A 21663-nucleotide genomic window follows, 5' to 3' on the forward strand; every position below is an offset into this window, starting at 1 on the left:
GTTCGTAGGGTGAGGTGTGGGCAGCAGGGCCGGGCGTGTGACGTGCTCGTGGTGGTGTCGGGGACGAAGGGCCCCGAGGCGTATTCCTCGGGGCCGGGAGCGGGGCCGTTACGTGGGCAGGTCAGGTCACCCGTGCAGGTACACGATGCCCAGCTTCGTCAGTTGCCACAGTTGTCCGGCCGCGCCGGTGTCGGGCTGGAGGACGGTGACGGGGTTGCCGGAGGGGTCGGTGGTGGAGCCGGTGCCGAGGGTGGCGACCATGGCGGGGTCCTGGGAGTCGGCGAGTTTGTAGTGGCCGTCTCCGGCGGGTTGGAGGAGCCAGTGTTGGTTGGCGCCGCCGTCGCAGGACCATTGTTCGAGGGGGGTGTCGGCGGTGGTGGCGCCGCCCTTGGCGTCCAGGCACATGGCGCGGTTGCCGCTGACGTCGAGTTCGTAGGTGCCGCCGGGTTTGGCCTCCAGGACGAAGGACTGGTTGAGGCCGCCGTCGGCGGGATAGGTGATGGCGGGGCGGCCGTTGGTGCTGTCGCCGTAGGAGCCGCCGCCGGAGAGGTCGAGCACCTGGCCGGTGGCCTGGTTGGTCAGTTGGTACCAGGCGCCGTCCTCGGGGACGTCCTGGAACGGCTGGCCGGGGGTGAGGGGTTCGATGGTGGTGCCGTCGGCCTGGTCGAGGGTGCAGTAGGCCTCGCGTTGGTCGGGACGGGCGTAGAACTGGCCGAGGCAGGCGCCTTCGCCCTGGTAGCCGGCGACCCGTAGGTGGAAGGACTGCCGGATCTCGTTCTCGCACAGGTCGAGGATGCCGATGGAGTAGTCGCAGCCGTTGCGGGTCTTCTCGCCCAGGTCGATGACGTCGCCGTTGGTGTATTCGTACGGCGAGGTGGTCATCTCGGCGCAGACCTCGTGGCCGTAGGAGACCCGGCGCTGGTCGAGGAAGCGGACGCCGGGGATCGCCTCGGCCGCCGTGCGCAGGGTGTCGTCGAGCTGTCCGACCACCCAGTTGTGGCCCCAGGCAAGGTCTTCGGGGAACGCGGGACAGCCGTTCGCCACCTTGCCGGCGTAGGTGTTGGTGCGGATGTCCGGGGTGATGGGGGTGAAGTAGGACTGGAGCACGAGTTGGTAGTCGCCGTCGGCGTAACCGGCGGTGCGCATGGTCTGCCGTACGTCGGTGAGCGCCGCCTCGACCTTGGGCAGGACGGCCTTGGCGCGGGCGGTGATGGCGGCGCTGCCGATGGTGTCGCGGCACCCTTGGGACTTGGGCACCGGGAAGTACTGGCCCAGGCAGGTCTCCATGATGCCGCTGAAGTCGAAGTCGTCGTTGGCGCCGATGGTGACGACGACCATCTTGACCTGGTACTGGGCCGCGGTGGCGGCGAGTTGGGCGTCCTGCTTGGGCTCGCCGAAGTCGCCGCTGCCGGTGCCGGTGGTACGGGCGAGCGCCGGATCGCTGACCAGGTCGCCGGTCTGGGCGCCGGAGCAGGCCAGGTCGACGCCGGTGACGCCGGGGAGTCCGGTGTCGAAGATCTCGGACCGGGGGTGGCGGTGGCAGTAGTCGGCCGGACCGTCGGTGCCGGCCACGTAGCCGTCGTTGGTGTCGGTGCCGGCGCCTTCGCCGGATATCGCGCTGTCGCCGAGGGCCACGATGGCCGGGGTCCGGGCGGCGGCGGAGGTGGCGGCGGTCGCCGGTGAGGCGGTGAGGGCGAATGCCGCGGTGAGGCACGCCGCGCCGAGCGCGACGGCGGTCGACAATGCTGATCTGGGCACGCGTTGCTCCTGTGAACGCAGGGACCCGCCGCGGGTGGGGGAGCGGCGGTACGGCGGAACGGCGTGGATCGGTCCAGAGGCTAGATACCGTCAGGTAACAAAACAAGAGCAAGGCTCATGTTTTCTGCGGACGGGGAACGGCGCCGGGGCTCCGACGCGGGCCGGCCCCGTAAGCCGGCCGAGGCGAGGGCCGGAACGGGCCAGGGCCGAGCCCCCGAACCGACGCCCGCTCGGCCGCGCCCCGGCTCGGGGCCACACCACACTCGGGACCGCCGCCGGAGCGGGCCGAGCGCGGGAGCCGCAAGCCGGGCGCGCCCCCATGCCACGGGCCCGCGCACGGGACACGGAACGGGACCGGGGTCGGGGGTTCCGGATCCGGCCACCGAGCCGCACGGCCGCCGTCCGGGCCGCCGACCAGCCCCCACACCAAAGGGACCCGAGCGCAAGCCCCCGACCGACGCCCGCGCGCACGGCGGGTCCCCCCTCCGCCGCCGCCCCCTCGCCCTGACGTCCACGTCAACCCCTACCGTGATCCCACGACGCACGCGAGCGGCACGGCGGACGGACGGGAACGGACGGGAAACGGATCGGGAAGGGGTCTGCATCCATGCGCATCGGTGAGCTGGCCGAACGGGCGGGGACGACGACGCGGGCCCTGCGTTACTACGAGTCGCGCGGGTTGTTGACGGCCCGCCGCGACGGCAGTGGGTACCGCAGGTACGACGAGGCCGACCTGCGGGTGTTGCGGCAGATCAGGCTGCTCCAGGACTTCGGTTTCGAGCTGGAGGAGACGCGGCCGTTCGTGGAGTGCCTGCGGGCCGGCAATCCGGCCGGTGACACCTGCCCGACCTCGATCGAGGTGTACCGCCGCAAGCTCGCCGAACTCGACGCCTGCATCACGGAGTTGACCGGCGTCCGGGACACCATCAGGGAACGCCTGGCCCGGGCCGAGGGCACCCCGGCCGCCCCGGAGGACGACGCGGGACGACCGGCGCCGCGCTGCGAGCTGTTCCCGCACGGCAGCTGACGCGACCGCATCAGCAAAGACAACGCAGACAGGAGAGCCACGATGACACGCACCCACGCGGTACCGGAGGTCACCGACGCCGACTTCGCCGAGGAGGTGCTGGCGGCGGAGGGGCCGGTGCTGGTGAAGTTCACGGCGGACTGGTGCGCCCCGTGCCGGCAGCTCGCACCGGTGCTGAGCGAGATCGCGGCGGAGGAGAGCGGACGCCTCAAGGTCGTCCAGGTGAACGTCGACAGCAGCCCCGGCACACCGGCCGCGTACGGCGTGCTGGCGACGCCGACCCTGATGGTCTTCCGGGCGGGGGAGCCGGTGCGGCAGCTGGTCGGCGCCCGGGCGAAGCGGCGGTTGCTGGCGGAGATCGCGGACGTGCTCCCCGCGCGTCCCTGACCGCGCGGCCGGTACGGGCCCGTACGTCCCGGCGACGGCCGCGCGCCCGGACACGTTGCCGACCCGCCACTCCGCCAGGTGAACGCGGCCACCCCTGGGTGTGATCGGCGGGTTCGGGCGGCAGCGGCACGGGCAGGGCTGCCGCGACGCACCGCACGAGGCAGGGGAGACCGCTCGGTGAGCACACGCGATCTGGACGCCGCCGGCCTGACCGAGCCGCATCTGCGCGCCGCGTACGCCGGCGCGGCCCGGTACCTGAGCCGGCGCAACTCGGCCGCGTACCCCGTGACGCGCTGCCTGCTCCCGCCCGGCAAACGCCCGTACTGGGACGCCATCCTGGCGTTCTCCACCTACGTCGACGACCTGGTCGACGACCCCGGGGCCGCGCCCGAGTGCCGGGTCGCCCGCTACGAGGGGTACGAGCGCGCGTTCTTCCGGCTGCTGGACGGGGACGACCCGTGGGACGGCGACGGTGACGGGGTGCCCCGGCAGCGTGACGGTTCCGGGGTTGCGGCGGCCGAGGACGGGCGGCACTTCGCCCGCGCCTTCGCCCATTTCGTGCGGACCTGGGACATCCCGGCCGACTCCGTACGGCAGTTCATGGCCACCATCCGCACCGATCTGTGGGTCACCGAGTACCCGACCTTCCGGGACCTGGAGCGCTACATCCACGGGGTGTGCGCGCAGGGGTCGCTGTGGGGGAACGCGTTGCTGGAGCCGCGCGGGGAGGAGGCGGCGGGGAAGTCGGCGGCCGTGAGCTTCGGGTTGCAGCTCACCGACTACCTGCGTGACCTGCACGAAGACCTGACGGTGGGCCGGTTGTACGTGCCGTTGGAGGACCTGGAGCGGTTCGGGCTGGAACGCGGGGAGCTCCAGGCGGCGGCGGAGGAACGGCGGATGACGGAGCCGTTGCGGGACCTCGTACGGTTCCAGGTGGAGCGGGCCCGGGCGTTCTTCGACGACGCGGCCGACTGGTGGCGGCTGGTGGACCCGGCGTCGTGCGAACTGCCGCGGCAGTACGTGCGGTTGGGCCGCAACTCGCTGGAGCAGATCGCCCGCGCCGACCACGACATCTTCCGGGGCCGCCCGCCGCACCACCTGGCCAACACGGTGTGGGCGGCGGGCGGGCTGTACTGGGGGTATCTGCGCACCACCGGGCGGCGGTGCGCGCGCCGGGTCACCGGGTGTAGCTCGGGCGGTTGTTGAGCCGTTCGACATCGCTGCCGGTGGCGCTCCGGTAGGCGTCGGTGATGCGGGCCAGTTCCCTCGGGCCCCAGCCGTGCGAACGCTGCATGGTGCGGTTGGCGTGCACCACGTCGGCGGTGGCGGCGCGACGGGCCTCCTCGTAGCGGGCGAGGCCGGCCGGTATGTCGTCGGCGGCGGCCAGTTCGAAGGCGAGGACGCGGGCGTCGACGATCGCCTGGGAGCCGCCGTTGGCGCCCACCGGGTACATGGGGTGGGCGGCGTCGCCGAGCAGTGTCACCCGGCCCTCGCCCCAGGAGGGCAGTGGGTCGCGGTCGACCATGGGGTATTCCAGGATCTCGGTGGCGCCGGCGAGCATGGTGGGCACGTCGAGCCAGTCGAGCGACCAGTGGGCGTAGTACGGCAGGACGTCCGCCAGGTCTCCGGCGCGGTTCCAGGCGGCGGCTCCGTCCACCGGTCCGGGGTCGGCGACCCGTACCTGGCAGACCCAGTTGATGCGGTCGCGGCCGATGGGGTAGGCGACGAGTTCGGCGGTGCCGTCGCGCACGATGGCCATCGAGCGGCCGGTGAGGAAGGGGGCGGCCCGGGTGGTGCCGCGCCACATCCGCACCCCCGACCACAGTAGCGGGCCGTCGTCGGGGTGGAGCCGGGCGCGTACCGCCGAGTGGATGCCGTCGGCGCCGATCAGGGCGGTGGCGTCGGTGGGTGTGACGGTGCCGGTGGCCCGGTCCTGGAGCTGGACGCGGACGGTGTCGCCGGCCGGGGTGAAGCCGGTCAGGCGGGTGCCGGTGCGGACGGCGTGCGGGCCGAGCCGGTCGCGGACGGCGGCGAGGAGGAGCAGTTGCAACTCGCCGCGGTGGATGGAGTATTGCGGCCAGCGGTAGCCGCGGGCGACGCCGCGGGGTTCGCGGAAGGCGACGGTGCCGTGGTGGTCGGCGTAGACGATCTCGGTGGTGGCCACGCCGGTCGTGGCGAGGGCGGGGCCGAGGCCGAGTTCGGTCAGTTCGCGTACCGCGTGCGGCAGGAGGTTGATGCCGACCCCGAGCGGGCGGATCTCCCGGGCGCTCTCCACCACGGTGGCGTCGACGCCCGCGGCGTGCAGGCTCAGGGCGGCGGTGAGGCCGCCGATCCCGGCTCCGGCGATGAGGACCGTCATGGTCAGCCCCGCACTTCGGGACGGTCCATGATCCGCAGCCAGGTGCCGTCCGGCTGGCGGCGGGCGACCTGGACCCGGCCGCCGGTGCCGTCGGCGGGACGGGTGGAGGTCAGCGCCAGGTCGCCGTAGCACACGGTGGGCAGCGGCTCCTCGATCTGGAAGGGGAGCGTGGTGTGCTCCAGCATCCGTTCGCACACGGCGCGGATCGCCTCGCGGCCGACGGTGGCCGAACCCGGCGGGTAGGCGAGCACGGCGTCGGGAGCGTACAGCTCGGCCAGCCCCTCGGCGTCCCGGGCGTTGGCCCGCTCGACGAAGAGCCGGGCCAGGTCTTCGGGGGTGCGGGCGGGTTCACGGTGCGTGGTCGTCTGCGTGGACGTCTGCGTGGTCATCTCGGCTCCTCGGATCGGTGGGTGGTGGCGGGGCGTTTCCCTCGTCCCCGCGGCACTTCCAACTCTCGGCCGATTCCGGTCAGAAGTCCAAGAGATGGTTTGTCTAGGTACTAGAATCATTGGTTATGGAACTGCGCCAGCTCGAATACTTCGTGACGGTCGCCGAGGAGCGGAACTTCACCCGGGCCGCGGAGAAGCTGCACGTCGCCCAGCCCGGGGTGAGCGCGCAGATCCGCAGGCTGGAACGGGAGTTGGGGCAGGAGTTGCTGGACCGCTCGGGGCGTGCGGTGCGGCTCACCGAGGTCGGGGCGGCCGTCCTGCCGTACGCGCGGGCGGCGCTGGCCGCGGTGGACGGCGCCCGGCTCGCCGTGGACGAGCTGACCGGCCTGCTGCGCGGCCACGTCGCCGTGGGCACCGTCACCTCGCACAGCGTCGATCTGCCGGGGTTGCTCGCCGACTTCCACGACGACCACCCCGGGGTGGAGATCACCTTGGGGGAGGGGGCCAGCGACGACCTCCTGGAGGGGGTGCGTTCCGGACGGCTGGACGCGGCCGTGGTCAGCGTCGGCCGCACCACCCCGCCCGGCGTCGAGCTGCTCGTCCTCACCGACCAGCCGATCGTCGCCGCCGTCAGCCACGACCACGAGCTGGCGGTGCACCGGTCCATCTCGCTGGACACGCTGCGCGGCCGTCCGCTGATCAGCCTGCCGCGCGGCACCGGGCTGCGCTCGCGGCTGGACGAGGCGTGCGCCGCCGCCGGGTTCACCCCGCGCATCGCGTTCGAGGCCGGGGTGCCGGAGGTGCTCGCCCAGCTCGCCGCGCGCGGCCTGGGCGCCGCCATCCTGCCCGGCGCGTTCGCCGAGGCCCGGTCGGACGTGCTGCGCGTGCTGCCGATCACCCGCCCGTCGCTGCGCGGCCGGCTCGCCTTCGCGTGGCGAGCGGAGGGCCCGGTCAGCCCGGCGGCCCGTGTGCTGGTGGCCCGGGCGCGGAAGATGCTCGGCGGAGCGTGAGCCGGGGGGCTGCGCCGGGCGTGGCTGCCCCCGGCCGGGCCGACCGGACGTGCCGCGCCGGGGCCAACCCCCGCGGGTTACAGCGGCTTGGCGAGGATCAGCTCGCGGCGGCCGTCGGGGAGGAGGTCGCCGGGCTCGGCGGTGGGGGTGAAGGCGTGCCGGGCGTAGAGGGCGAGGGCCGCGGTGTTGTCCGGGGCGACCGCGAGGCGCAGCGTGGGGGCGCCGTTGTCGGCCGCCCAGCGCTCCACCGCACGTATCAGCGCGTCGCCGACACCGAGGCCGCGGGCGGCCGGGGCCACCCAGAGCGAGATCAGCTCGGCGTGGCCGTGCGGCGCGGGGATGCCGCCGGCCATGCCGACGTGGTCGCCGTCGGCCAGGGCGAGGAGGTTGTACGAGCCGGGGACGGACAGCCGGCCGCGCCAGCGTTCCTCGCGGTCGCCGTCACCCTGCCAGTCGGCGAGCCGGGAGCCGAACGCGTACGGGGCCTCGGTGAGCGCGTCGAGCCGCAGGCGGCGCCACAGCCGCCAGTCGTCGGGGGTGAGGGCAAGGATTTCGATCATCTGAATGATGGTTTCGTCCGAAGGGGCCGTTCCGCAAGCGAATTTCGAACGGCGTGCGCCCGTAGCGCGCCGGGCGTGCGGACCGGACGGCCTGAAAAGGATGTTTGGCGCGAAAAAAGCGCGAAGTGCCGTGTACGGCAAGGGCGTTGACCTGGGGCGGCGGAGGTGAGTGGAAACGTTTCTGCGCAGCTGCCATGAATCCGTACACATCAATTCGCATGATGATAATAAAAGTTGTTCGAGGGGTCTCCTGACGCCTTTTCGTCGTTCCCGTCAGCGCCGCTGACACGGCAATGACCCGCCCCTACCTTCGTCCGCGTGAACGCTCATTCTCCACGCCCTCTCGGGCGCCGCGGATTCATAGGCGCCACCGCCGCCCTGGCCGCCGGAGCCGCCACCGGCACCGGCCTCGCCACCGGTCCCGACCTGGCCTGGGCCGCCCGTACCGCCGAGCGCGCCGGGGACCTCGGCGTCGACCTCGCCCGCAAACTCCTGCTGGTCGGCGCCGGCGGGGAGGACCTCAAACTCCGCTACCTCGACACCCTCATCGACCACGGCCTGCCGAAAACCACCAAGCCCAAGAAGGTGCTCGTGGTCGGCGCCGGAATCGCCGGGCTCACCGCGGCCATGCTGCTGCGCGACGCCGGACACCACGTCGTCGTCCTGGAGGCCAACGCCAACCGCACCGGGGGACGCATCAAGACCTTCCGGGGCGTCTTCTCCGACCGGGCGCTGCACGCCGAGGCCGGCGCCATGCGACTGCCCGACTTCCACCCGCTGGTATTGGCGCTCGCCGACAAACTCGGCATCCGCCGACGGCTGTTCTACAACGCGGACGTGGCACCCGGTGCCCTGGGCACCGGCCGGACGCCGCCGGTCGTCTACCACTCGTTCACCGGCCGCACCTGGACCAACGGCGCACCCACCGACTTCCAGGCGCCCACGGCCACCGGGCGCACCCTCATCCAGGTCAACGGGGTACGGGTGACCCGGGGCGGGTACGCCGCGGCGCCCGGCGCCGTCAACCGTTCCTTCGGCGCCGCCGTGGACACCACCATGTCGGCGGCGGTGGACCAGGCCCTGGCCCCGGTGACCGTCCCGTCGACCTGGCCGATCGAGAAGCAGATCGCCGCCTGGGCCAAGGTGATCCACGACTTCGACGACTACTCCACGCACCGCTACCTCGTCGAGCACGCCGGCTGGGACCTGGCCCGGGTGCAGGCGGCCGGCACCCTGGAGAACCTCACCTCCCGGCTGCACTACTCCCTCATCCCCGCCCTGATGGACCGAGCCATCATCAACCCCGGCTCCCGCTACTGGGAACTGGCCGACGGCACGGCCGCCCTCACCGACGCCCTGACCGCCCGGCTGCGCGGCGCCATCCGCTACGACCGCCGGATGACCAGGCTGGTGCAGACGGCCGGCGGGGTACGGATCGAGACCACCGCGGAGTCCGGCGGCGAGGAATCCTGCGACGGCGCGCCCATCCCGCCCACCGAGACCTTCGAGGCCGACTACGCCATCGTCACGGCGCCCTTCTCGGCCGTCCGCTTCTGCCAGTTCGAGCCGGCGCTCTCCTACCCGAAGCGGCGCGCCGTCACCGAACTGCACTACGACAGCGCGACCAAGGTGCTGCTGGAGTTCAAGCGCCGCTTCTGGGAGCGCGGGGCGGGCGGTTTCACCGGGGGCGGCTGCGTCTCCGACAGCCCCAACCGCTTCACGTACTTCCCCTCCGCCGTGGAGGGTTCCCCGGGCGGTGTCGTCTTGGCCTCCTACACCTGGTCGGACGACGCGATGCGCTGGGACTCCCTCACCCCGGGGGAACGGTACGCGTTCGCGCTCGACAACCTCGAGCGGATGTTCGGCCGCGTGGTGCGGGACGAGTTCACCGGTCACGGCGCCACCCAGTCGTGGACCAGGGCCCGTTACGCGCTCGGCGAGGCGGTGATCTTCACCCCGGGACAGCTCCACGAACACCACCCGGCCACCCGGACCGTGGAGGGCCGGGTGCACTTCGCCGGCGAACACACCAGCCTCAAACCCGCCTGGATCGAGGGCGCGTTGGAGAGCGCGGTCCGCGTCGGCCTCGAAGTGCACGGGCGCTGAGGGGCGCGATGGCCGCCACACCGGCACGTGTCCCCAGGGTGTGGCGGACCGTGGCGGCGGTGGCGGCGGGTGTCGTCCTCGCGCTCGCCACGCCGCCGTCCGTCGCGGCGCACCCCCGGCCGGACCCGGGCGGCCGGGTCGCCGTGGGGTGCCACGACGACGGCTGCGGGGTGTCGGTGGTGGCGTGCGGCCCCGGCGGCGCGGTGGTGGTGTCGGTGACCGAGGACGGGGTGCGGGTGGCCGCGACGGCACGCCGGTGCGGCCACCGGCCGCCGCCTCCGGACGAGCCGTGTCCGTCGCGGCCCACCCCGCCGCCGTCCCCGAGCCCGCCGGAGAAGCCCCCGCCGCACCCGCCGCCCGCCAGGCCCCGTCCGCCGCACCGTCCGCCCGCGCCGCCGTCGCACGTCCCGCGCCGCCCGGCCCGTCCCGTCCATTCGGTCATCCCCGTTCCCGCGCCCGCCGCGGCGCCGCCCGTCCGCGTACCGGCCCGCCCGTCCGCGCCGCCGTCCGTCCAGGCCCTGCCCTCGCCGCTGCCCGGCACGCCCTACCAGCGGGACGACGATCCGGCCCGTTGGTGGCTGCTGACGATCGCGGTGGTGCTGGTGCCGGCGATCCTCGCGGCGGCGTACCCCTGGCACGGCGGACGCCGCAGGTGAGCACGGCCCCGGCGGGCGTGGCCACCGCGTCCCGTACCGCCTGACCCACCCAGCACTTGGAGCGCCATGTACCTGGTCAGTTTCGCCGCCACGCTCGGCGGTGTGGTCTTCGCCGCCGTACTGGGCCGGCTGCTCGGCCGCGGGCAGCGGGCCACGGCGGGCGAGTACAACGGGCAGGCGCTCTCGCTCATCGGCGGGGTGCTGCTCAGCTCGTTCATTTTGCTGACGGGTTTTCAGGTGGCGGGCAGCTGGTCGGCGTTGAGCACCGCGCGGGCGCGTACCTACGACGAGGCCCGCGCGCTGACCGACGTCTACTGGGCGGCCGGGGGACTGGCCGCGCCCGACCGGGACCGGCTGCGCGGACTGCTGAAGAACTACACCCGGCAGGTGGAGCGGCGGGAGTTCCCGGCCCTGGCCGCCGGTCACACCAGCCCGCAGGCGTGGCAGGCGCTGGACGCGGTGCGCGGGGCGCTCGACACCGCGCCGGCGACGACCCCGGCCCGCCAGTCGGCCAAGTCGGCGGCCCAGTCCAACCTGGCCACCGTCTACCAGACCCGTACCGACCGGGCGGCGCAGGTCAAGGCAGGGATGCCGTTGATCACCTGGATCGCGCTGCTGGTGGCGGGGGCCTTCCTGATCGCCTTCCCGGCTGTCCTCGGGCTCACCGCCTCCGTGCGCAACCTGGTCGCGCTGTGCTTCGTCGGCGCCGCGGTGGCCTTCGCCGTCTGCCTCACCGCGCAGCTCAACCACGCCTTCCAGCCGCCGTACGCGGTGCGGCCGACCGCCTATCTCTTCGCCGAGGCCCGGTTCCGGCAGATCGACGGCTGAGCCCCCCCCGGTTGTCGGTGGGGCGTACTACGGTGGACCGCGAACGACCCGGCACGCAGCCGAAGGACGCCCGGTTCCCCGCCGCCTGGAACGAGGACCATCCCCATGAAGATCCTGATCAGCCACGACCGCTGCCAGGGCGCCGGTCAGTGCGCCCTCAACGCCCCCGCGCTCTTCGACCAGTCCGAGGACGACGGCACCGTCATCCTCCGCACCGAGCAGCCCCCGCCCGAGCAGCACGACGCCGCCCGCCTGGCCGCCGGCCTCTGCCCGAACGCGGTGATCGGCATAGCCGAGGACGACTGACCCGGCAGGCGTGGAGAACCCCGCCTGTCCGCGCGGCCTTTACCGGCTTCAGCTTCCGATTTCCACTACCGATTTCCCCTGCCCGATACCGGTTTCCCCTGCCGACTTCGACCCGGCGGATCGGAAGACATCAGCCGGGGGACGCTGTCGAGCGCGAACCGTACAGGTCCGGAAGGCCCGGCGCCGAGCCGTCCGCCGTGTCCGCCAGGAAGTCCCGGTTGACGTCGATCAGGCGATCAAGCGCTTCTCTGGCGGCGGTCAGGCTGTCGATCGTGGCGGAAAGACGGGTGCGCTCCTGATTCATCGCGGTCAAGGCTTGCTCAGCTCTTTCCGCATTGGGCTCCGTCATGCAGGGAACCAGCTGGGCGATGGTTCTGCTGGACATTCCGGCGGCCAGGAACGTCTGAATCAGCGCGACCCGCTCGACGTGGGCGTCGCCGTAGCACCGCTGGCCGCCGGCGGACCTCGTGCTGACCAGCAGGCCCTGCTGCTCGTAGTAGCGCAGTGACCGACGGCTCGCTCCTGTCCGGACGGACAGTTCACGGATCCGCATCTCGACTCCCCGTGTGCGCTGGGTCACGGCGACTTGCCCCTGACATCGATGTGAGCGTTTAGGTTGACGCCATGGCTCACGACCCGCTGTCGGAGGGATCCGGGCACCGACCTCGGACGCCCGCCGGCGCGGAAGGAGAAACATCATGCTCAAGTTCGCTTTCCTGATCAACCGTATCGACGGAATGACCTTCGAGGAATTCGTCGGGTATCACCGGGACCGTCACGCACCGTTGTTCACGTCGATTCCGGAAGCACGGCAGTACGTGAAGAAGTACACCGTCTCGCACCCGGTACCCGCTGAAGGCTACCCGAGCCCCGCCTACGACGGCCTCACCGAGATCTGGTTCGAGAGCTGGGCGGATCACGACGCCTTCTTCACGTCCGGCAATTACCGGGAGTTGGTGCACCCGGACGAGAGCGAGTTCATCGACATGGATTCGGTGGCGGTGATGGTCACCGAAGAAACGGTTGTGGTCTAGCCGGCCGGACCGCGCGCGTCGGGCCGTGACTGTGCCCGCTCCGCGCACCTCGACGGCCTGGCGCGCGGCCCGTCGTCGAGCGGGCCGGCCAGGGCGGCTGACCGCGGCTCTTCGAGCTCAATCGTGCTCAGGGGCCTGATTGTCGTGGTTGGGCGTGGGGGCTGCTGGTCCGGGGTGCGAGGTGGCCGCGCGCGGCGGGTGGTGGCAGCGCGGGTGCGTAGGCGCTGGTTGACGGGGTTGCGGTGGCCGTAGGCGCAGCGTGTGTCGGTCTTGATGACGCGGTTCACGCCTTCGGAGCCGGGGTTCGTGACGCCGGTGGTGATTCCGGCGAGGTTCTGCGGCCACCAGGTCGAGATGGTCTGGGCCAGGCGTTCGCACTCGGGCAGTTCGCTGGCGGTGGCGTTCTCGTAGAACGTGGTGAGCAGGGAGCTGATCTGGGGTCGGGTCGGGTGGGTGCTGTGCAGGGCGAGCAGGTCCATCAGGTCTTCCTTGACGTTCCAGGCCGTGAGGATCGGCTGCCCGGTCCTCTTCGGCACCGCCCGCAGGCCGTCGATCATCGCGTCCAGGTGCGTCGCGTGCATTCGCGCGCCCGAGCGGGTGAGCCTGTTGCGTAGTTCCCATTCCCGGTCGCCTTTGCGTCCGCGCCGCCCGGCTGTTGAAGGGTGACCCGGCGGCGCACCTCGGTGACGGCGGCGTTGGCCAGTTGAGCCAGGTGGAAGCGGTCGACCACGATCGTCGCGTGCGCCAGGCTGCGGCGGATGGCGGCCTTGCATACGGTGCACTGTCAATCGCCACGACCTTCACTCCCGCCCGCCACTCGGCGCTTTGCGCCTCGAGCCAGGTTGAAACGGCCTGCGCGGTGCGTCCTTCGACCTGCCCGAGCAGTCCGGCTCCGCCGGACAGGTCGGCGAAGCCGATGTGCCAACGGTCCGCGGTGACCTCCCAGGTGTCGGCGCCGTCTGCCTCGACGCGGCGGAAGCGCGTTTGCCGCGCCGGATCTCGTCGATCCCCAGATGCTCGACGGGCGGAGTGCCGGTGGGCAGAACCGCTGCCGCCCGTGTTGCGAACGCGGCCTGGGCCACCGGCCATGAGACTTCGAAGTCGCGTGCTGCCTGGATCACCGTGCGCGCGCCGTCCGCCACCGCGGCCCCGATCGCGGCCCTGGCCCGCGCGGTGATCCGGTGCCGGGGCGGGATCTGCGGGACGGACTCGGTGAACGTGCGGCGTGCACTTCCCGGGTTGCGGCAGCGCCAGCGGCGTTTCGTCCATTCCAGCGCGGTGTGCCGCCCGGCCGGCGGCACATCCCGCAGCCGGGTGCGCACCTACGCGTGCGGATGGTGCGATGTGACGCCGCGGTTCGGGCAGCGCCTGGCCTGCTCGGCGGCCGTCACCAGGGCCAGGATCGGATTCGCCTCGCGATCGAGGGCGATTGAGGCCACCTCGACCCCTTCGAGGCCGAACAGCAGCGTCACATCGTCGGGCAAGCTCACGGCCTCCCGGGTGCACCGACCGCTGTCGGGTCGGGGTGGAGGATCGACGGATTCGGGCACGGCGGCCAGGGCCGCCGGCCGGGCCTTGGCCGATCGGCGCGGGCTTCGTCAGGAATGCGATGTCGGTGGAGCGACCTGCGCGGTGCGGCGCGGGATGTCGGTGGCGTCGTAGTAGACGGGCAGGCCCAATCCGGTCGCGATCTGCACATCCTGGTCGGCGCCTGCGGACCTGCCCGGCAGCCGCAGCACCGCGTCGCAGTGCTGCAGCAGGCGCTGGGCGGTGGGGTAGAGCACCTGCTCGGCCAGCGGGTCCTCGATGGTGGCACCCGCCGAGCGCAGCACGGGCAGTGCCACCCATTCTCCGATCATCGGGATGTGGCCGGCCTCGAACACCGGCCACGCCGCTTGTTCGAGCCGGGTGAGGTTCGCGGCCATCGCCTCGGGATCTCCGTCGGTGCCGGAGCGGTACGGCCCGGCGATCAGTATCAGCATCGGGGTGTCGGTCATGGCGCTACGCTACACACATGCACGCAGAAACATGCAAGACCAGGAAGGAATAGGAATGCTGGCTGCGGAACGACGTGACTACCTGCTGGGCGTGCTCACCGAAGAGGGCAAGATCGTCGCCAAGGACATCGCCGAACGGCTCGGCCTGTCCGACGACAGCGTCCGACGCGACCTGCGGGAACTTGCGGCCGAAGGACTCTGCCAACGGGTGTACGGCGGAGCGCTGCCCGCCTCCCCGGCCATCGCCGACTACGCCACACGGCGGCAGGTGGCGCCGGCGAGCAAGCAGAAAGTCGCCACCGCTGCCGCCGGACTCATCCGACCCGGATCCACCGTCATCCTCGACGGCGGCACCACCACCCTGGCCCTCGCCCAGGCCCTGCCCGCCAACCTGGACTGCACCGTGATCACGCACAGTCCCACCATCGCGACGGCCCTGGTCGAACACCCCACGGCCGAGGTGTTCCTACTCGGCGGAAAGATCTTCAAGCACTCGGCCGTCGCCTGCGGATCAGCCGCCGTCGAAGCCGCCCAACAGATCTCCGCCGACCTGTGCCTGCTGGGAGTGACCGGTGTGCACCCCGAGGCGGGACTGACCACCGGCGACCCCGACGAAGCCGCGATGAAACGCGCACTGGCAGCCAGGTCCGCAGACACCTACATCCTCGCCTCGACCGAGAAGATCGGCGCAGCATCCCGCTACCGCGTCCTGCCTTGGGAAGAGATCAGCGGCCTGATCACCGACGCGCCTCCGGCGAACCCCGTAATCACCCAACTCGCGCAACACGGCACCAACATCGTCGCCGCTTGACGTATACCGAAGAGCCTTGACCGCTCCCGGCTGACCGTCCCCGGAAAAAATCAGCGGCGCCGGCCCCTACGTCCCTGCAACAATGCCCCGACCCGGCCGGACGTGACCGCGTGACCGCACGTCCGGCGACCACCGGCGGAAGGGCAGACACGATGCGCCGACTCCTCGAATTCACCCAGCTCCCTGTTCTGGCGTACGAATCCGAGGATCCCCGCACGTATGACCCCCGCACCGGCAACCCTGAACATCGGCATCCTGGCGCACATCGACGCCGGTAAGACCAGCCTGACCGAGCGTCTGCTCTTCGACACCGGGGCCATCGACCGCCTCGGCAGCGTGGACGCCGGGGACACCCGCACCGACAGCGGCGAGATCGAGCGCGAACGCGGCATCACCGTGCGCTCCGCCGTGACCGCGTTCCGCGTCGGGGAACGGCAGATCAACCTGATCGACACCCCCGGCCACAGCGACTTCATCGCCGAGGTGGAACGCGTGCTCGGCGTGCTCGACGCGGCCGTGCTGATGATCTCCGCCGTCGAGGGCGTCCAGGCGCAGACCCGCGTCCTGATGCGCACCCTGACCCGGCTGCGCCTGCCCACCGTGCTCTTCGCCAACAAGACCGACCGCACCGGCGCCCGCGACACCGCGCTGCTGGCCGAGATCCGCCGCAAGCTCACCCCGCACGTCCTCGCGGTCAACGAGGTGCGCGCGACCGGCACGCGCGGCGCCCACTGCCTGCCGCGCCCGCCCGCCTCGCCGGAACACCTCGCCGAGACCGCGGAGGTCCTCGCCGACCACGACGACGGGCTGCTGGCCGACCTCGTGGACGGACGGGTGCCGCCGCCCGCCGTCGTACGCGCCGCGCTCGCCGCGCAGACCGCGCGGGGGCTGACGCACCCGCTGGTCTTCGGCTCGGCGCTGACCGGACAGGGCGTCGACACCTTGATCGACACCCTCGCCGGGCTGCTCCCGGTGCCCGAGGCGCCCCGGGACGAGGTGGTGCGCGGCCGGGTCTTCGCGGTGGAACGCGGTCCGGCCGGGGAACGGATCGCCCTGCTGCGGCTGCGGTCCGGGAGCCTGCGCCGGGGGCAGCGGCTCACCTTCCACCGGCTGTCACCGCTGGGCGCCACCACCCGCTCCGCCCGGGTCGGCGCGCTGGAGGTGGTCGCGCCGGAACCCGGCACCCTCCGCGCGCCGGCCGCCGGGGACATCGTGCGGCTGTGGGGGCTCACCGGTGTCCGGGTCGGCGACCACACCGGACCGGTCGGACCGGGGGACGCCGACGCCCACTTCCCGCCGCCCAGCCTGGAATCGGTGGCCGTGCCCAGGCGCCCGGAGCAGGCCCCGCGACTGCACGCCGCGCTGACCGTCCTCGCCGACCGCGACCCGCTGATCGGCGCCCGTACCGTGCCCGGACGCGGCACCGCGGTGCTGCTCTACGGGGAGGTGCAGAAGGAGGTCATCGCCGAGACGCTGCGCCGCGAGTTCGGGGTGGAGGCCGACTTCGAGCCGACCCGGGTGCGGTACCTGGAGCGTCCGGTGGGCCGTGGCGAGGCCGCCGAGGTGCTCGACCGGCACCGCCGGCCCGACTTCTGGGCCACCGTGGGCCTGCGGGTGGAACCCGGCGGCTCCGGCACCGGGGTCGTCTTCCGCCGCGAGACCGAACTCGGCGCGCTGCCCGCCGCGTTCGACCGGGCGGTGGTGGACTCCGTGCACGGCACGCTCCGGCAGGGGCTGCACGGCTGGCCGGTGACGGACGTCGTGGTGACGCTGACGCACAGCGGGTTCGTCGGCCCGATCAGCACCGCCGCCGACTTCCGCGGGCTCACCCCGCTGGTGCTGATGCGCGCGCTCGCCGAGGCGGGCACCCGCGGGTACGAACCGTGCCACGCGTTCGAGGCGGAGGTGCCGCACGACTGCCTCGGCCCGGCGCTCACCCGGCTCGCCGCGCTCGGCGCCGACGTCACGGCGGCCACCCCGCTGTCCGGCCGGTGGCAGGTCACCGGGACCCTGCCCGCCCGCCAAGTGCACGTCTTCCAGGGCGAGTTGCCCACCCTCACCGGCGGCGAGGGGCTGTGGTGGTCGCGTCCCTCCGGCGACCGCCCGGTCACCGGGGCGTACCCGTACGCCGAACGCACCGACGGCAACCCGCTGGACCGCAAGGAATACCTGGGCCACCTGGCCCGTACCGGCGGCGCCCGGGTCTGAGACCGCCGCGCGCCCGCCCCCGTACCGTTTCCGGGGGCGGGGCGCGGGTCAGGAGGCGGAGGTGGTCTGCTCCCCGGTGGCGCTGCCGGTCAGCCACTGCGACCAGTCGACGTTGAAGTCGGCGTAGCCGTTGTCACCCTCGGCCTTGCCGCGCGGCGAGCCGGTGATGGTGATCGGGTCGCCCACGTGGACGTAGTCGTAGAACCACTCGGCGTCCGAGTAGGACAGGTGGACGCAGCCGTGCGAGCCGTAGCTGTGGCCGGGCTGGGGGTCGCCGGTGGAGTAGTGGACGTAGGTGCCCGAGGTGGTCAGCTGGACGTCCCACGGCAGCGTCAGGTCGTAGTAGTTGGCGCTGCCCTTGGTGCACGAGATGCCGACGCTGCACGAGGTCATCCGCACCTCGCGTTCCTTGTCCATGACGGCCATCGTGCCGTCCCAGGACGGGAAGTCGGGGCTGCCGGCGTCGATCGGCATGGTGCGCACCACCGAGTGGTCCCGGGTGACCTTCATGGTGTGGTCGGGGACGGAGACCGAGACCTCGGTGTCCGGGCCGACGGTGAAGGTGTGCTTGTAGTCGTGGGTGCCGTAACGGCCGTTGCCGTTGCCCACCCCGGTCAGGCGCGCGTCCAGGGTGACCTTGGTGCCGGAGGGCCAGTAGGACTTGGGGCGCCAGTCGACACGGGTGCTGCCGAACCAGTGCCACGCGCCGGTGACCGGGGCCGAGGCGGTCACCTTCATGTGCTTCTCGATCTGGGCCCGGGCGGAGGCGGCCACCGGGTTGCTGAACTCCACGGATATCGGCATGGCCACGCCGACCGTGGCGCCGTCCTGCGGGGCGATCGTGTCCAGCAGCATCGGCGGCCCGGCGGGCTGGGTGTGCGTGGGGTGGGGCTTGACCGGGTGGGCCGTCGTGGCCGCCTTGGCCTTCGCGTCCGAGGCCGTCGCGGCGCCGCCGCACGCGCTGGTGGTCGCCAGCACCACCCCGGCCAGCAATGCGATCCCCACGCCGCTCTTGATCCGCCCCACGCCCTGCTCCCGCTCGCGTTCACTTCACCGGATGGACATCACCCGTTCACCGGGTGTCCGGCGCCATCGAAGACGTTCAACTCTACGCAAGCGGTTGCGGCGACCACGTAAAGCGATGGCCAAGCTTTGCCCTGGTGACCGGGGGTGAGCGGCGGGGGAGGTCAGGCCCCCTGGCGCAGCAGCTCCCGCACGGCCGGCCACTCCGGGGTGGTCGCCGGGTACGTCCCGGTGCCGGTGGCCAGGTCCTTGAAGCCGCTGGAGGTGGCCACGCAGACCACCGGGCCGTCCCCGTCCTCCGCCGCCGCGCCCGACGCCCGCCGGGCGCGCAGTCCGGCCAGGCCCGCGGCCGAGGAGAGCTCCACCCACATCCCCTGCGCCGCCAACTCGGCGCGCGCGGCGGTCAGTTGGGCGTCGGTGACGGCCAGCGCCGCGCCGTCGCTGCGGCGTACCGCGACCACCCCCCGGTAGCCGCCGACCGGGCAGGCGATGCCGTACGCCCCGGTGGGGCCCACCGGCACCTGGGCGGCGGGCCGTCCGGCGCGCAGCGCGGCGCCCAGCGGACCGCCCGCGGCCGGCTCGCACGCGTACAACCGCGGCACGCGGTCGGCCCGCCCCAGCAGCGTCAGCTCGTGGAACCCCTTCCAGACGCCGAAGAGCAGCTCCCCGTACCCGGTCGGCACGTAGACCGCCGCCGGGACCCGGCCGAGGTCGCGGAAGATCTCGTACGCGATGGTCTTGTACCCCTCCGGGCCGAAGGGGTGGCCGGTGTGCGCGGTGTCGGTGACGCTGCTCACCGGGTGGTAGCCGAACTCCTCGACGACCCGGCGCACCAGGGGCCGCAGCCACTCGCGCTCCACGGTGACCACGGTGGCGCCGTAGGCCCGGACGAACGAGGCGACCGCGGGCGGGGTGTGCGGGGAGGTGAAGACCGCGCAGCGCAGCCCGGCGCGCGCCGCGTAGGCCGCCGCCGCGGCGCCGTGGTTGCCGGAGGAGGCCACCACCACCCCCGGCGCCCCGGACTCCTTGGCGGCGCTCACCGCGACCCGGTTCAGCCGGTCCTTGTGGCTCCACGTCGGGTTGCGCGACTCGTCCTTGACGTGGACGCCGCCGCCGATCGGCACCAGCGGGGTGTTGCCCTCGCCGAGCCCCGGCGCGGCCAGCGGTGGCAGCAGCGGCGCCCACCGTTCCAGCCCGGGCCCGGCCGGCCGCCGGAACAGGTCCTCCGGCACCGCCGCGTAGTCGTACTCGACCTCCAGCGGATACACCGTGTCCCCGTCGGCCGTGCGCGGGCACCCCGCGGTCAGCGGCGGCCACAGCGGATAGCGCACCGATGGGTCCCCCAGCGAACGCTGCCCGGTCGCCAGCGAACGCGCGGGGTGGTACGGGACGGCTTCGGGTTCCCTGGGCGACGACTCCATGGAGTGGATCATGCCAGGCGGCGGCCGGGGACGGCCACGGGTGCGAACGCGGACGGCGCGGCCGATGATGGTGTCCGTGGACGGTTCCCGCGGCCCCGGCCGTGGTGCGGACCCGGCGGATTGCGCGCGCGAGGCGGACGGCGATCCGCTGTGGCGGGGGCTGGCCGGTTTCGCGGCGGTGCCGGTGCGGGAGACGCGGGTCAGGCGGGAGCTGGCAGCCCGGCTGCTGGCGTCGCCGGGGGCCCGCGAGCGGCTCGCCGGGGGCGCGCGGGGGGCGGACCGGCGGGCGGCCGTGCTGGACGTGGCCCGCCTCGACGTGGCGGAGGCGGGCGAACGGGACTGGACGCGGCGGGCCGAGTCGTGGCTGACCGCGGTGCGGGCGACGTGGTGGGAGTCGGCGGCGTTCTGCGCGGACGTGGCGTGGACGGCCCGGCGGGAGGGGTACGGCCCGGCGTGGCGGCTCACCGTGGCCGACGTGCTCGCCCCCCGGCTGCCGCCGCCCGCCGCCCGCGCCCGGCTCCATCTGTACGCCCTCGGGCTGCGGTACGACTTCCGGTGCGACGCCCTGCGGTCGCTCTTCGCCGCCCACCCCGTGCCGGTGGCGGCGCTGGACCCGTACAGCCGGGCGCTGCACGCCTTCGCCGTGCTCGGGGAGTCCGATCCGGCGGGCCTGGGGGCGCTGGAGGCGGTGCCGGCCGCGGCGGGGGACGACGTCAAGACGCTCCACGCGCTGCTGCACGGACTGTGGCTCGGCGTCGACCTGCCGGACGGCCCGCTGCGCACCCTGGCGCTGGTCGGCCATCCGGCGTTCGCCGTCCGCGAGGACCCGATCGCCGGGTACCGGGAGGCGTGCGCGCTGCGCCGGCTGCGCCGCTACCGGGCGGCCACCGCCGCCATCGAGCGGGCCCTGGACGGTCTGCCGCCCGGCACGGAGGAGTCGGTCCGCCGCGACCTGCTGCGTGAGCGCCTGGTGATCACGGCGATGGCGGGCGCCGGGCGAGATCGTTCCGGGGGACGGTGACAGGGCGCCATCCGGGGGGTACCGGATGAGCGGTCAGGGCATGAGCCATGGCTCGGTGGGCAGCGGTTCCCCGGTCTCGACCAGCGTCTTGAGGTTGGCGAGCACCGCCGTCCAGCCCGCCGCGGCGGCGGCGCGTTCGTCCTCGTCGGCGAGGTCCTCGTGGGTCACGGTGAGCCGGACGATGCCGTCGTGCCCCTGGATGCCGAAGGTGACCCGGGAGGGGACGCCGGCCGCCTCGCCGTCCGGCGACGCCCAAGTGGTGACGAGACGGTGCGGCGGGGCGCTCTCGACCACCGTGCCCACCACGTCCGCGACCCCGCTGCCGTCGGTACGCCGGTGCTCCCACCGCGACCCCGGCCGCCAGTCCGAGACGTTGGCGTGCCCCCAGTACCGCGCGGTCAGCTCCGGATCGGTCAGCGCCCGCCACACCTGCTCCGGCGTGCCCGCCACGTACGTGGCGTTGGCATACGCCGCCCGGACGTCCGGCACCTCGGCATCGCTCATGGCGTCATCCGCCCGTCGTCACGGAAACCGGGCCCGCGTCCTCGGCGAGCCCCGGACGCGGCCAGCCTACGAGGGGGCGGTGGCCGCCGCGACCCGGGCGGGGTGGGGGGCGCGGCGGTGCGCGGGACGGATCACTTCCGGCCGGGGTGCTCTATGATGTGCGCGCTCGACCGTGTGCGCACGTCATCCGCAAGTTCGTTGGCCGTCGGTAAGTGATCCGTCCGCTGTTGTGAACTCCAGGAAGGCCGAAGCCCGTGC

The 21663-nt window shown here is 73.0% G+C and carries 24 protein-coding genes and 1 pseudogene; 12 read left to right on the forward strand and 13 right to left on the reverse strand.

Going from position 1 to position 21663, the window contains the following annotated elements; translation table 11 throughout:
- Positions 1 to 126 precede the first annotated feature (126 nt).
- Positions 127 to 1758 carry an RICIN domain-containing protein gene (locus SCATT_RS31355; protein WP_014626898.1) on the reverse strand — a complete coding sequence of 544 codons (1632 nt, stop codon included), beginning with the start codon at positions 1756 to 1758 and terminating at the stop codon, positions 127 to 129.
- A gap of 607 nt (positions 1759 to 2365) precedes the next feature.
- Between SCATT_RS31355 and SCATT_RS31360 the strand changes: the two genes are divergently transcribed.
- From SCATT_RS31360 to SCATT_RS31370, 3 genes are all read left to right on the forward strand, one after another.
- Positions 2366 to 2785, forward strand: a complete 420-nt coding sequence (locus SCATT_RS31360) for a MerR family transcriptional regulator (RefSeq protein ID WP_014151345.1) — start codon at positions 2366 to 2368, stop codon at positions 2783 to 2785.
- Between the two features lie 42 nt (positions 2786 to 2827).
- The gene (locus SCATT_RS31365) at positions 2828 to 3172 is read left to right on the forward strand and encodes a thioredoxin family protein (RefSeq protein WP_014151344.1); all 345 of its coding nucleotides are present in this window, start codon (positions 2828 to 2830) and stop codon (positions 3170 to 3172) included.
- 177 nt (positions 3173 to 3349) lie between these two features.
- A complete protein-coding gene (locus tag SCATT_RS31370; RefSeq protein ID WP_014151343.1) occupies positions 3350 to 4378 on the forward strand; it encodes a squalene/phytoene synthase family protein in 1029 nt (342 codons plus the stop codon).
- Here the strand turns inward: SCATT_RS31370 and SCATT_RS31375 are convergent.
- Both SCATT_RS31375 and SCATT_RS31380 read right to left on the reverse strand, forming a co-directional pair.
- Positions 4350 to 5531 carry a flavin-dependent oxidoreductase gene (locus tag SCATT_RS31375; protein ID WP_014151342.1) on the reverse strand — a complete coding sequence of 394 codons (1182 nt, stop codon included), beginning with the start codon at positions 5529 to 5531 and terminating at the stop codon, positions 4350 to 4352. The genes SCATT_RS31370 and SCATT_RS31375 overlap by 29 nt on opposite strands.
- 2 nt (positions 5532 to 5533) lie before the next feature.
- Positions 5534 to 5920: a YybH family protein gene (locus SCATT_RS31380; protein ID WP_014151341.1), complete on the reverse strand. Its 387-nt coding sequence runs from the start codon at positions 5918 to 5920 to the stop codon at positions 5534 to 5536.
- 125 nt (positions 5921 to 6045) lie between these two features.
- On the opposite strand from SCATT_RS31380, the gene SCATT_RS31385 reads away from it, so the two are divergent.
- Complete coding sequence (locus SCATT_RS31385) at positions 6046 to 6930, forward strand: LysR family transcriptional regulator (RefSeq protein WP_014151340.1); 885 nt, start codon at positions 6046 to 6048, stop codon at positions 6928 to 6930.
- 77 nt (positions 6931 to 7007) lie between these two features.
- Here the strand turns inward: SCATT_RS31385 and SCATT_RS31390 are convergent, their stop codons facing one another.
- The gene (locus SCATT_RS31390) at positions 7008 to 7490 is read right to left on the reverse strand and encodes a GNAT family N-acetyltransferase (protein ID WP_014151339.1); all 483 of its coding nucleotides are present in this window, start codon (positions 7488 to 7490) and stop codon (positions 7008 to 7010) included.
- A 318-nt stretch (positions 7491 to 7808) separates the two neighbouring features.
- On the opposite strand from SCATT_RS31390, the gene SCATT_RS31395 reads away from it, so the two are divergent.
- The 4 genes from SCATT_RS31395 to SCATT_RS31410 all read left to right on the forward strand — a co-directional run bounded on the left by SCATT_RS31395 (position 7809) and on the right by SCATT_RS31410 (position 11386).
- On the forward strand, positions 7809 to 9596 hold the full coding sequence (locus tag SCATT_RS31395; protein ID WP_014151338.1) for a flavin monoamine oxidase family protein: 1788 nt from the start codon (positions 7809 to 7811) through the stop codon (positions 9594 to 9596).
- Positions 9597 to 9604: 8 nt separating this feature from the next.
- On the forward strand, positions 9605 to 10252 hold the full coding sequence (locus SCATT_RS31400) for a hypothetical protein (protein WP_014151337.1): 648 nt from the start codon (positions 9605 to 9607) through the stop codon (positions 10250 to 10252).
- A gap of 66 nt (positions 10253 to 10318) precedes the next feature.
- Positions 10319 to 11080 (forward strand): bestrophin-like domain, encoded by a 762-nt coding sequence (locus SCATT_RS31405; RefSeq protein ID WP_014151336.1) that lies wholly within the window; start codon positions 10319 to 10321, stop codon positions 11078 to 11080.
- Positions 11081 to 11185: 105 nt separating this feature from the next.
- Positions 11186 to 11386, forward strand: coding sequence for a ferredoxin (locus SCATT_RS31410; protein WP_014151335.1), 201 nt, complete (start codon positions 11186 to 11188; stop codon positions 11384 to 11386).
- Positions 11387 to 11516: 130 nt separating this feature from the next.
- Here SCATT_RS31410 and SCATT_RS31415 read toward each other — a convergent pair whose 3' ends face one another.
- The gene (locus SCATT_RS31415) at positions 11517 to 11939 is read right to left on the reverse strand and encodes a MerR family transcriptional regulator (protein ID WP_014151334.1); all 423 of its coding nucleotides are present in this window, start codon (positions 11937 to 11939) and stop codon (positions 11517 to 11519) included.
- A 145-nt stretch (positions 11940 to 12084) separates the two neighbouring features.
- Here SCATT_RS31415 and SCATT_RS31420 point away from each other — a divergent pair, with 145 nt between their 5' ends.
- The gene (locus SCATT_RS31420) at positions 12085 to 12420 is read left to right on the forward strand and encodes an EthD domain-containing protein (RefSeq protein ID WP_014151333.1); all 336 of its coding nucleotides are present in this window, start codon (positions 12085 to 12087) and stop codon (positions 12418 to 12420) included.
- Here SCATT_RS31420 and SCATT_RS39955 read toward each other — a convergent pair.
- The 5 genes from SCATT_RS39955 to SCATT_RS31430 form a co-directional block, all read right to left on the reverse strand.
- On the reverse strand, positions 12417 to 13001 hold the full coding sequence (locus SCATT_RS39955; RefSeq protein ID WP_014151332.1) for a transposase: 585 nt from the start codon (positions 12999 to 13001) through the stop codon (positions 12417 to 12419). The genes SCATT_RS31420 and SCATT_RS39955 overlap by 4 nt on opposite strands.
- Positions 12974 to 13150: a transposase gene (locus SCATT_RS40640; RefSeq protein ID WP_265736674.1), complete on the reverse strand. Its 177-nt coding sequence runs from the start codon at positions 13148 to 13150 to the stop codon at positions 12974 to 12976. The genes SCATT_RS39955 and SCATT_RS40640 overlap by 28 nt, the downstream gene beginning before the upstream one ends.
- Before the next feature lie 70 nt (positions 13151 to 13220).
- Positions 13221 to 13742, reverse strand: a complete 522-nt coding sequence (locus tag SCATT_RS39960; protein ID WP_014151331.1) for a helix-turn-helix domain-containing protein — start codon at positions 13740 to 13742, stop codon at positions 13221 to 13223.
- On the reverse strand, positions 13743 to 13910 hold the full coding sequence (locus SCATT_RS39965) for a hypothetical protein (protein WP_231904910.1): 168 nt from the start codon (positions 13908 to 13910) through the stop codon (positions 13743 to 13745).
- Between the two features lie 108 nt (positions 13911 to 14018).
- Complete coding sequence (locus tag SCATT_RS31430; protein WP_014151329.1) at positions 14019 to 14417, reverse strand: TIR domain-containing protein; 399 nt, start codon at positions 14415 to 14417, stop codon at positions 14019 to 14021.
- Positions 14418 to 14472: 55 nt separating this feature from the next.
- Here SCATT_RS31430 and SCATT_RS31435 point away from each other — a divergent pair, with 55 nt between their 5' ends.
- The gene (locus SCATT_RS31435) at positions 14473 to 15228 is read left to right on the forward strand and encodes a DeoR/GlpR family DNA-binding transcription regulator (protein WP_014151328.1); all 756 of its coding nucleotides are present in this window, start codon (positions 14473 to 14475) and stop codon (positions 15226 to 15228) included.
- 219 nt (positions 15229 to 15447) lie between these two features.
- Positions 15448 to 17436, forward strand: a complete 1989-nt coding sequence (locus tag SCATT_RS31440) for an elongation factor G (RefSeq protein ID WP_014151327.1) — start codon at positions 15448 to 15450, stop codon at positions 17434 to 17436.
- 48 nt (positions 17437 to 17484) lie between these two features.
- Here the strand turns inward: SCATT_RS31440 and SCATT_RS31445 are convergent, their stop codons facing one another.
- Positions 17485 to 18462, reverse strand: a complete 978-nt coding sequence (locus SCATT_RS31445) for a L,D-transpeptidase (protein WP_014151326.1) — start codon at positions 18460 to 18462, stop codon at positions 17485 to 17487.
- 161 nt (positions 18463 to 18623) lie between these two features.
- Complete coding sequence (locus tag SCATT_RS31450) at positions 18624 to 19880, reverse strand: threonine synthase (RefSeq protein ID WP_014151325.1); 1257 nt, start codon at positions 19878 to 19880, stop codon at positions 18624 to 18626.
- A gap of 67 nt (positions 19881 to 19947) precedes the next feature.
- Between SCATT_RS31450 and SCATT_RS31455 the strand changes: the two genes are divergently transcribed.
- Positions 19948 to 20901: a hypothetical protein gene (locus tag SCATT_RS31455; RefSeq protein WP_407696582.1), complete on the forward strand. Its 954-nt coding sequence runs from the start codon at positions 19948 to 19950 to the stop codon at positions 20899 to 20901.
- Positions 20902 to 20934: 33 nt separating this feature from the next.
- Here SCATT_RS31455 and SCATT_RS31460 read toward each other — a convergent pair.
- Positions 20935 to 21396 (reverse strand): annotated as a pseudogene (locus tag SCATT_RS31460) (SRPBCC family protein); the annotation flags it as partial.
- Between the last annotated feature and the right edge of the window lie 267 nt (positions 21397 to 21663).

The organism is Streptantibioticus cattleyicolor NRRL 8057 = DSM 46488, from assembly GCF_000240165.1.
Taxonomy (GTDB): domain Bacteria; phylum Actinomycetota; class Actinomycetes; order Streptomycetales; family Streptomycetaceae; genus Streptantibioticus; species Streptantibioticus cattleyicolor.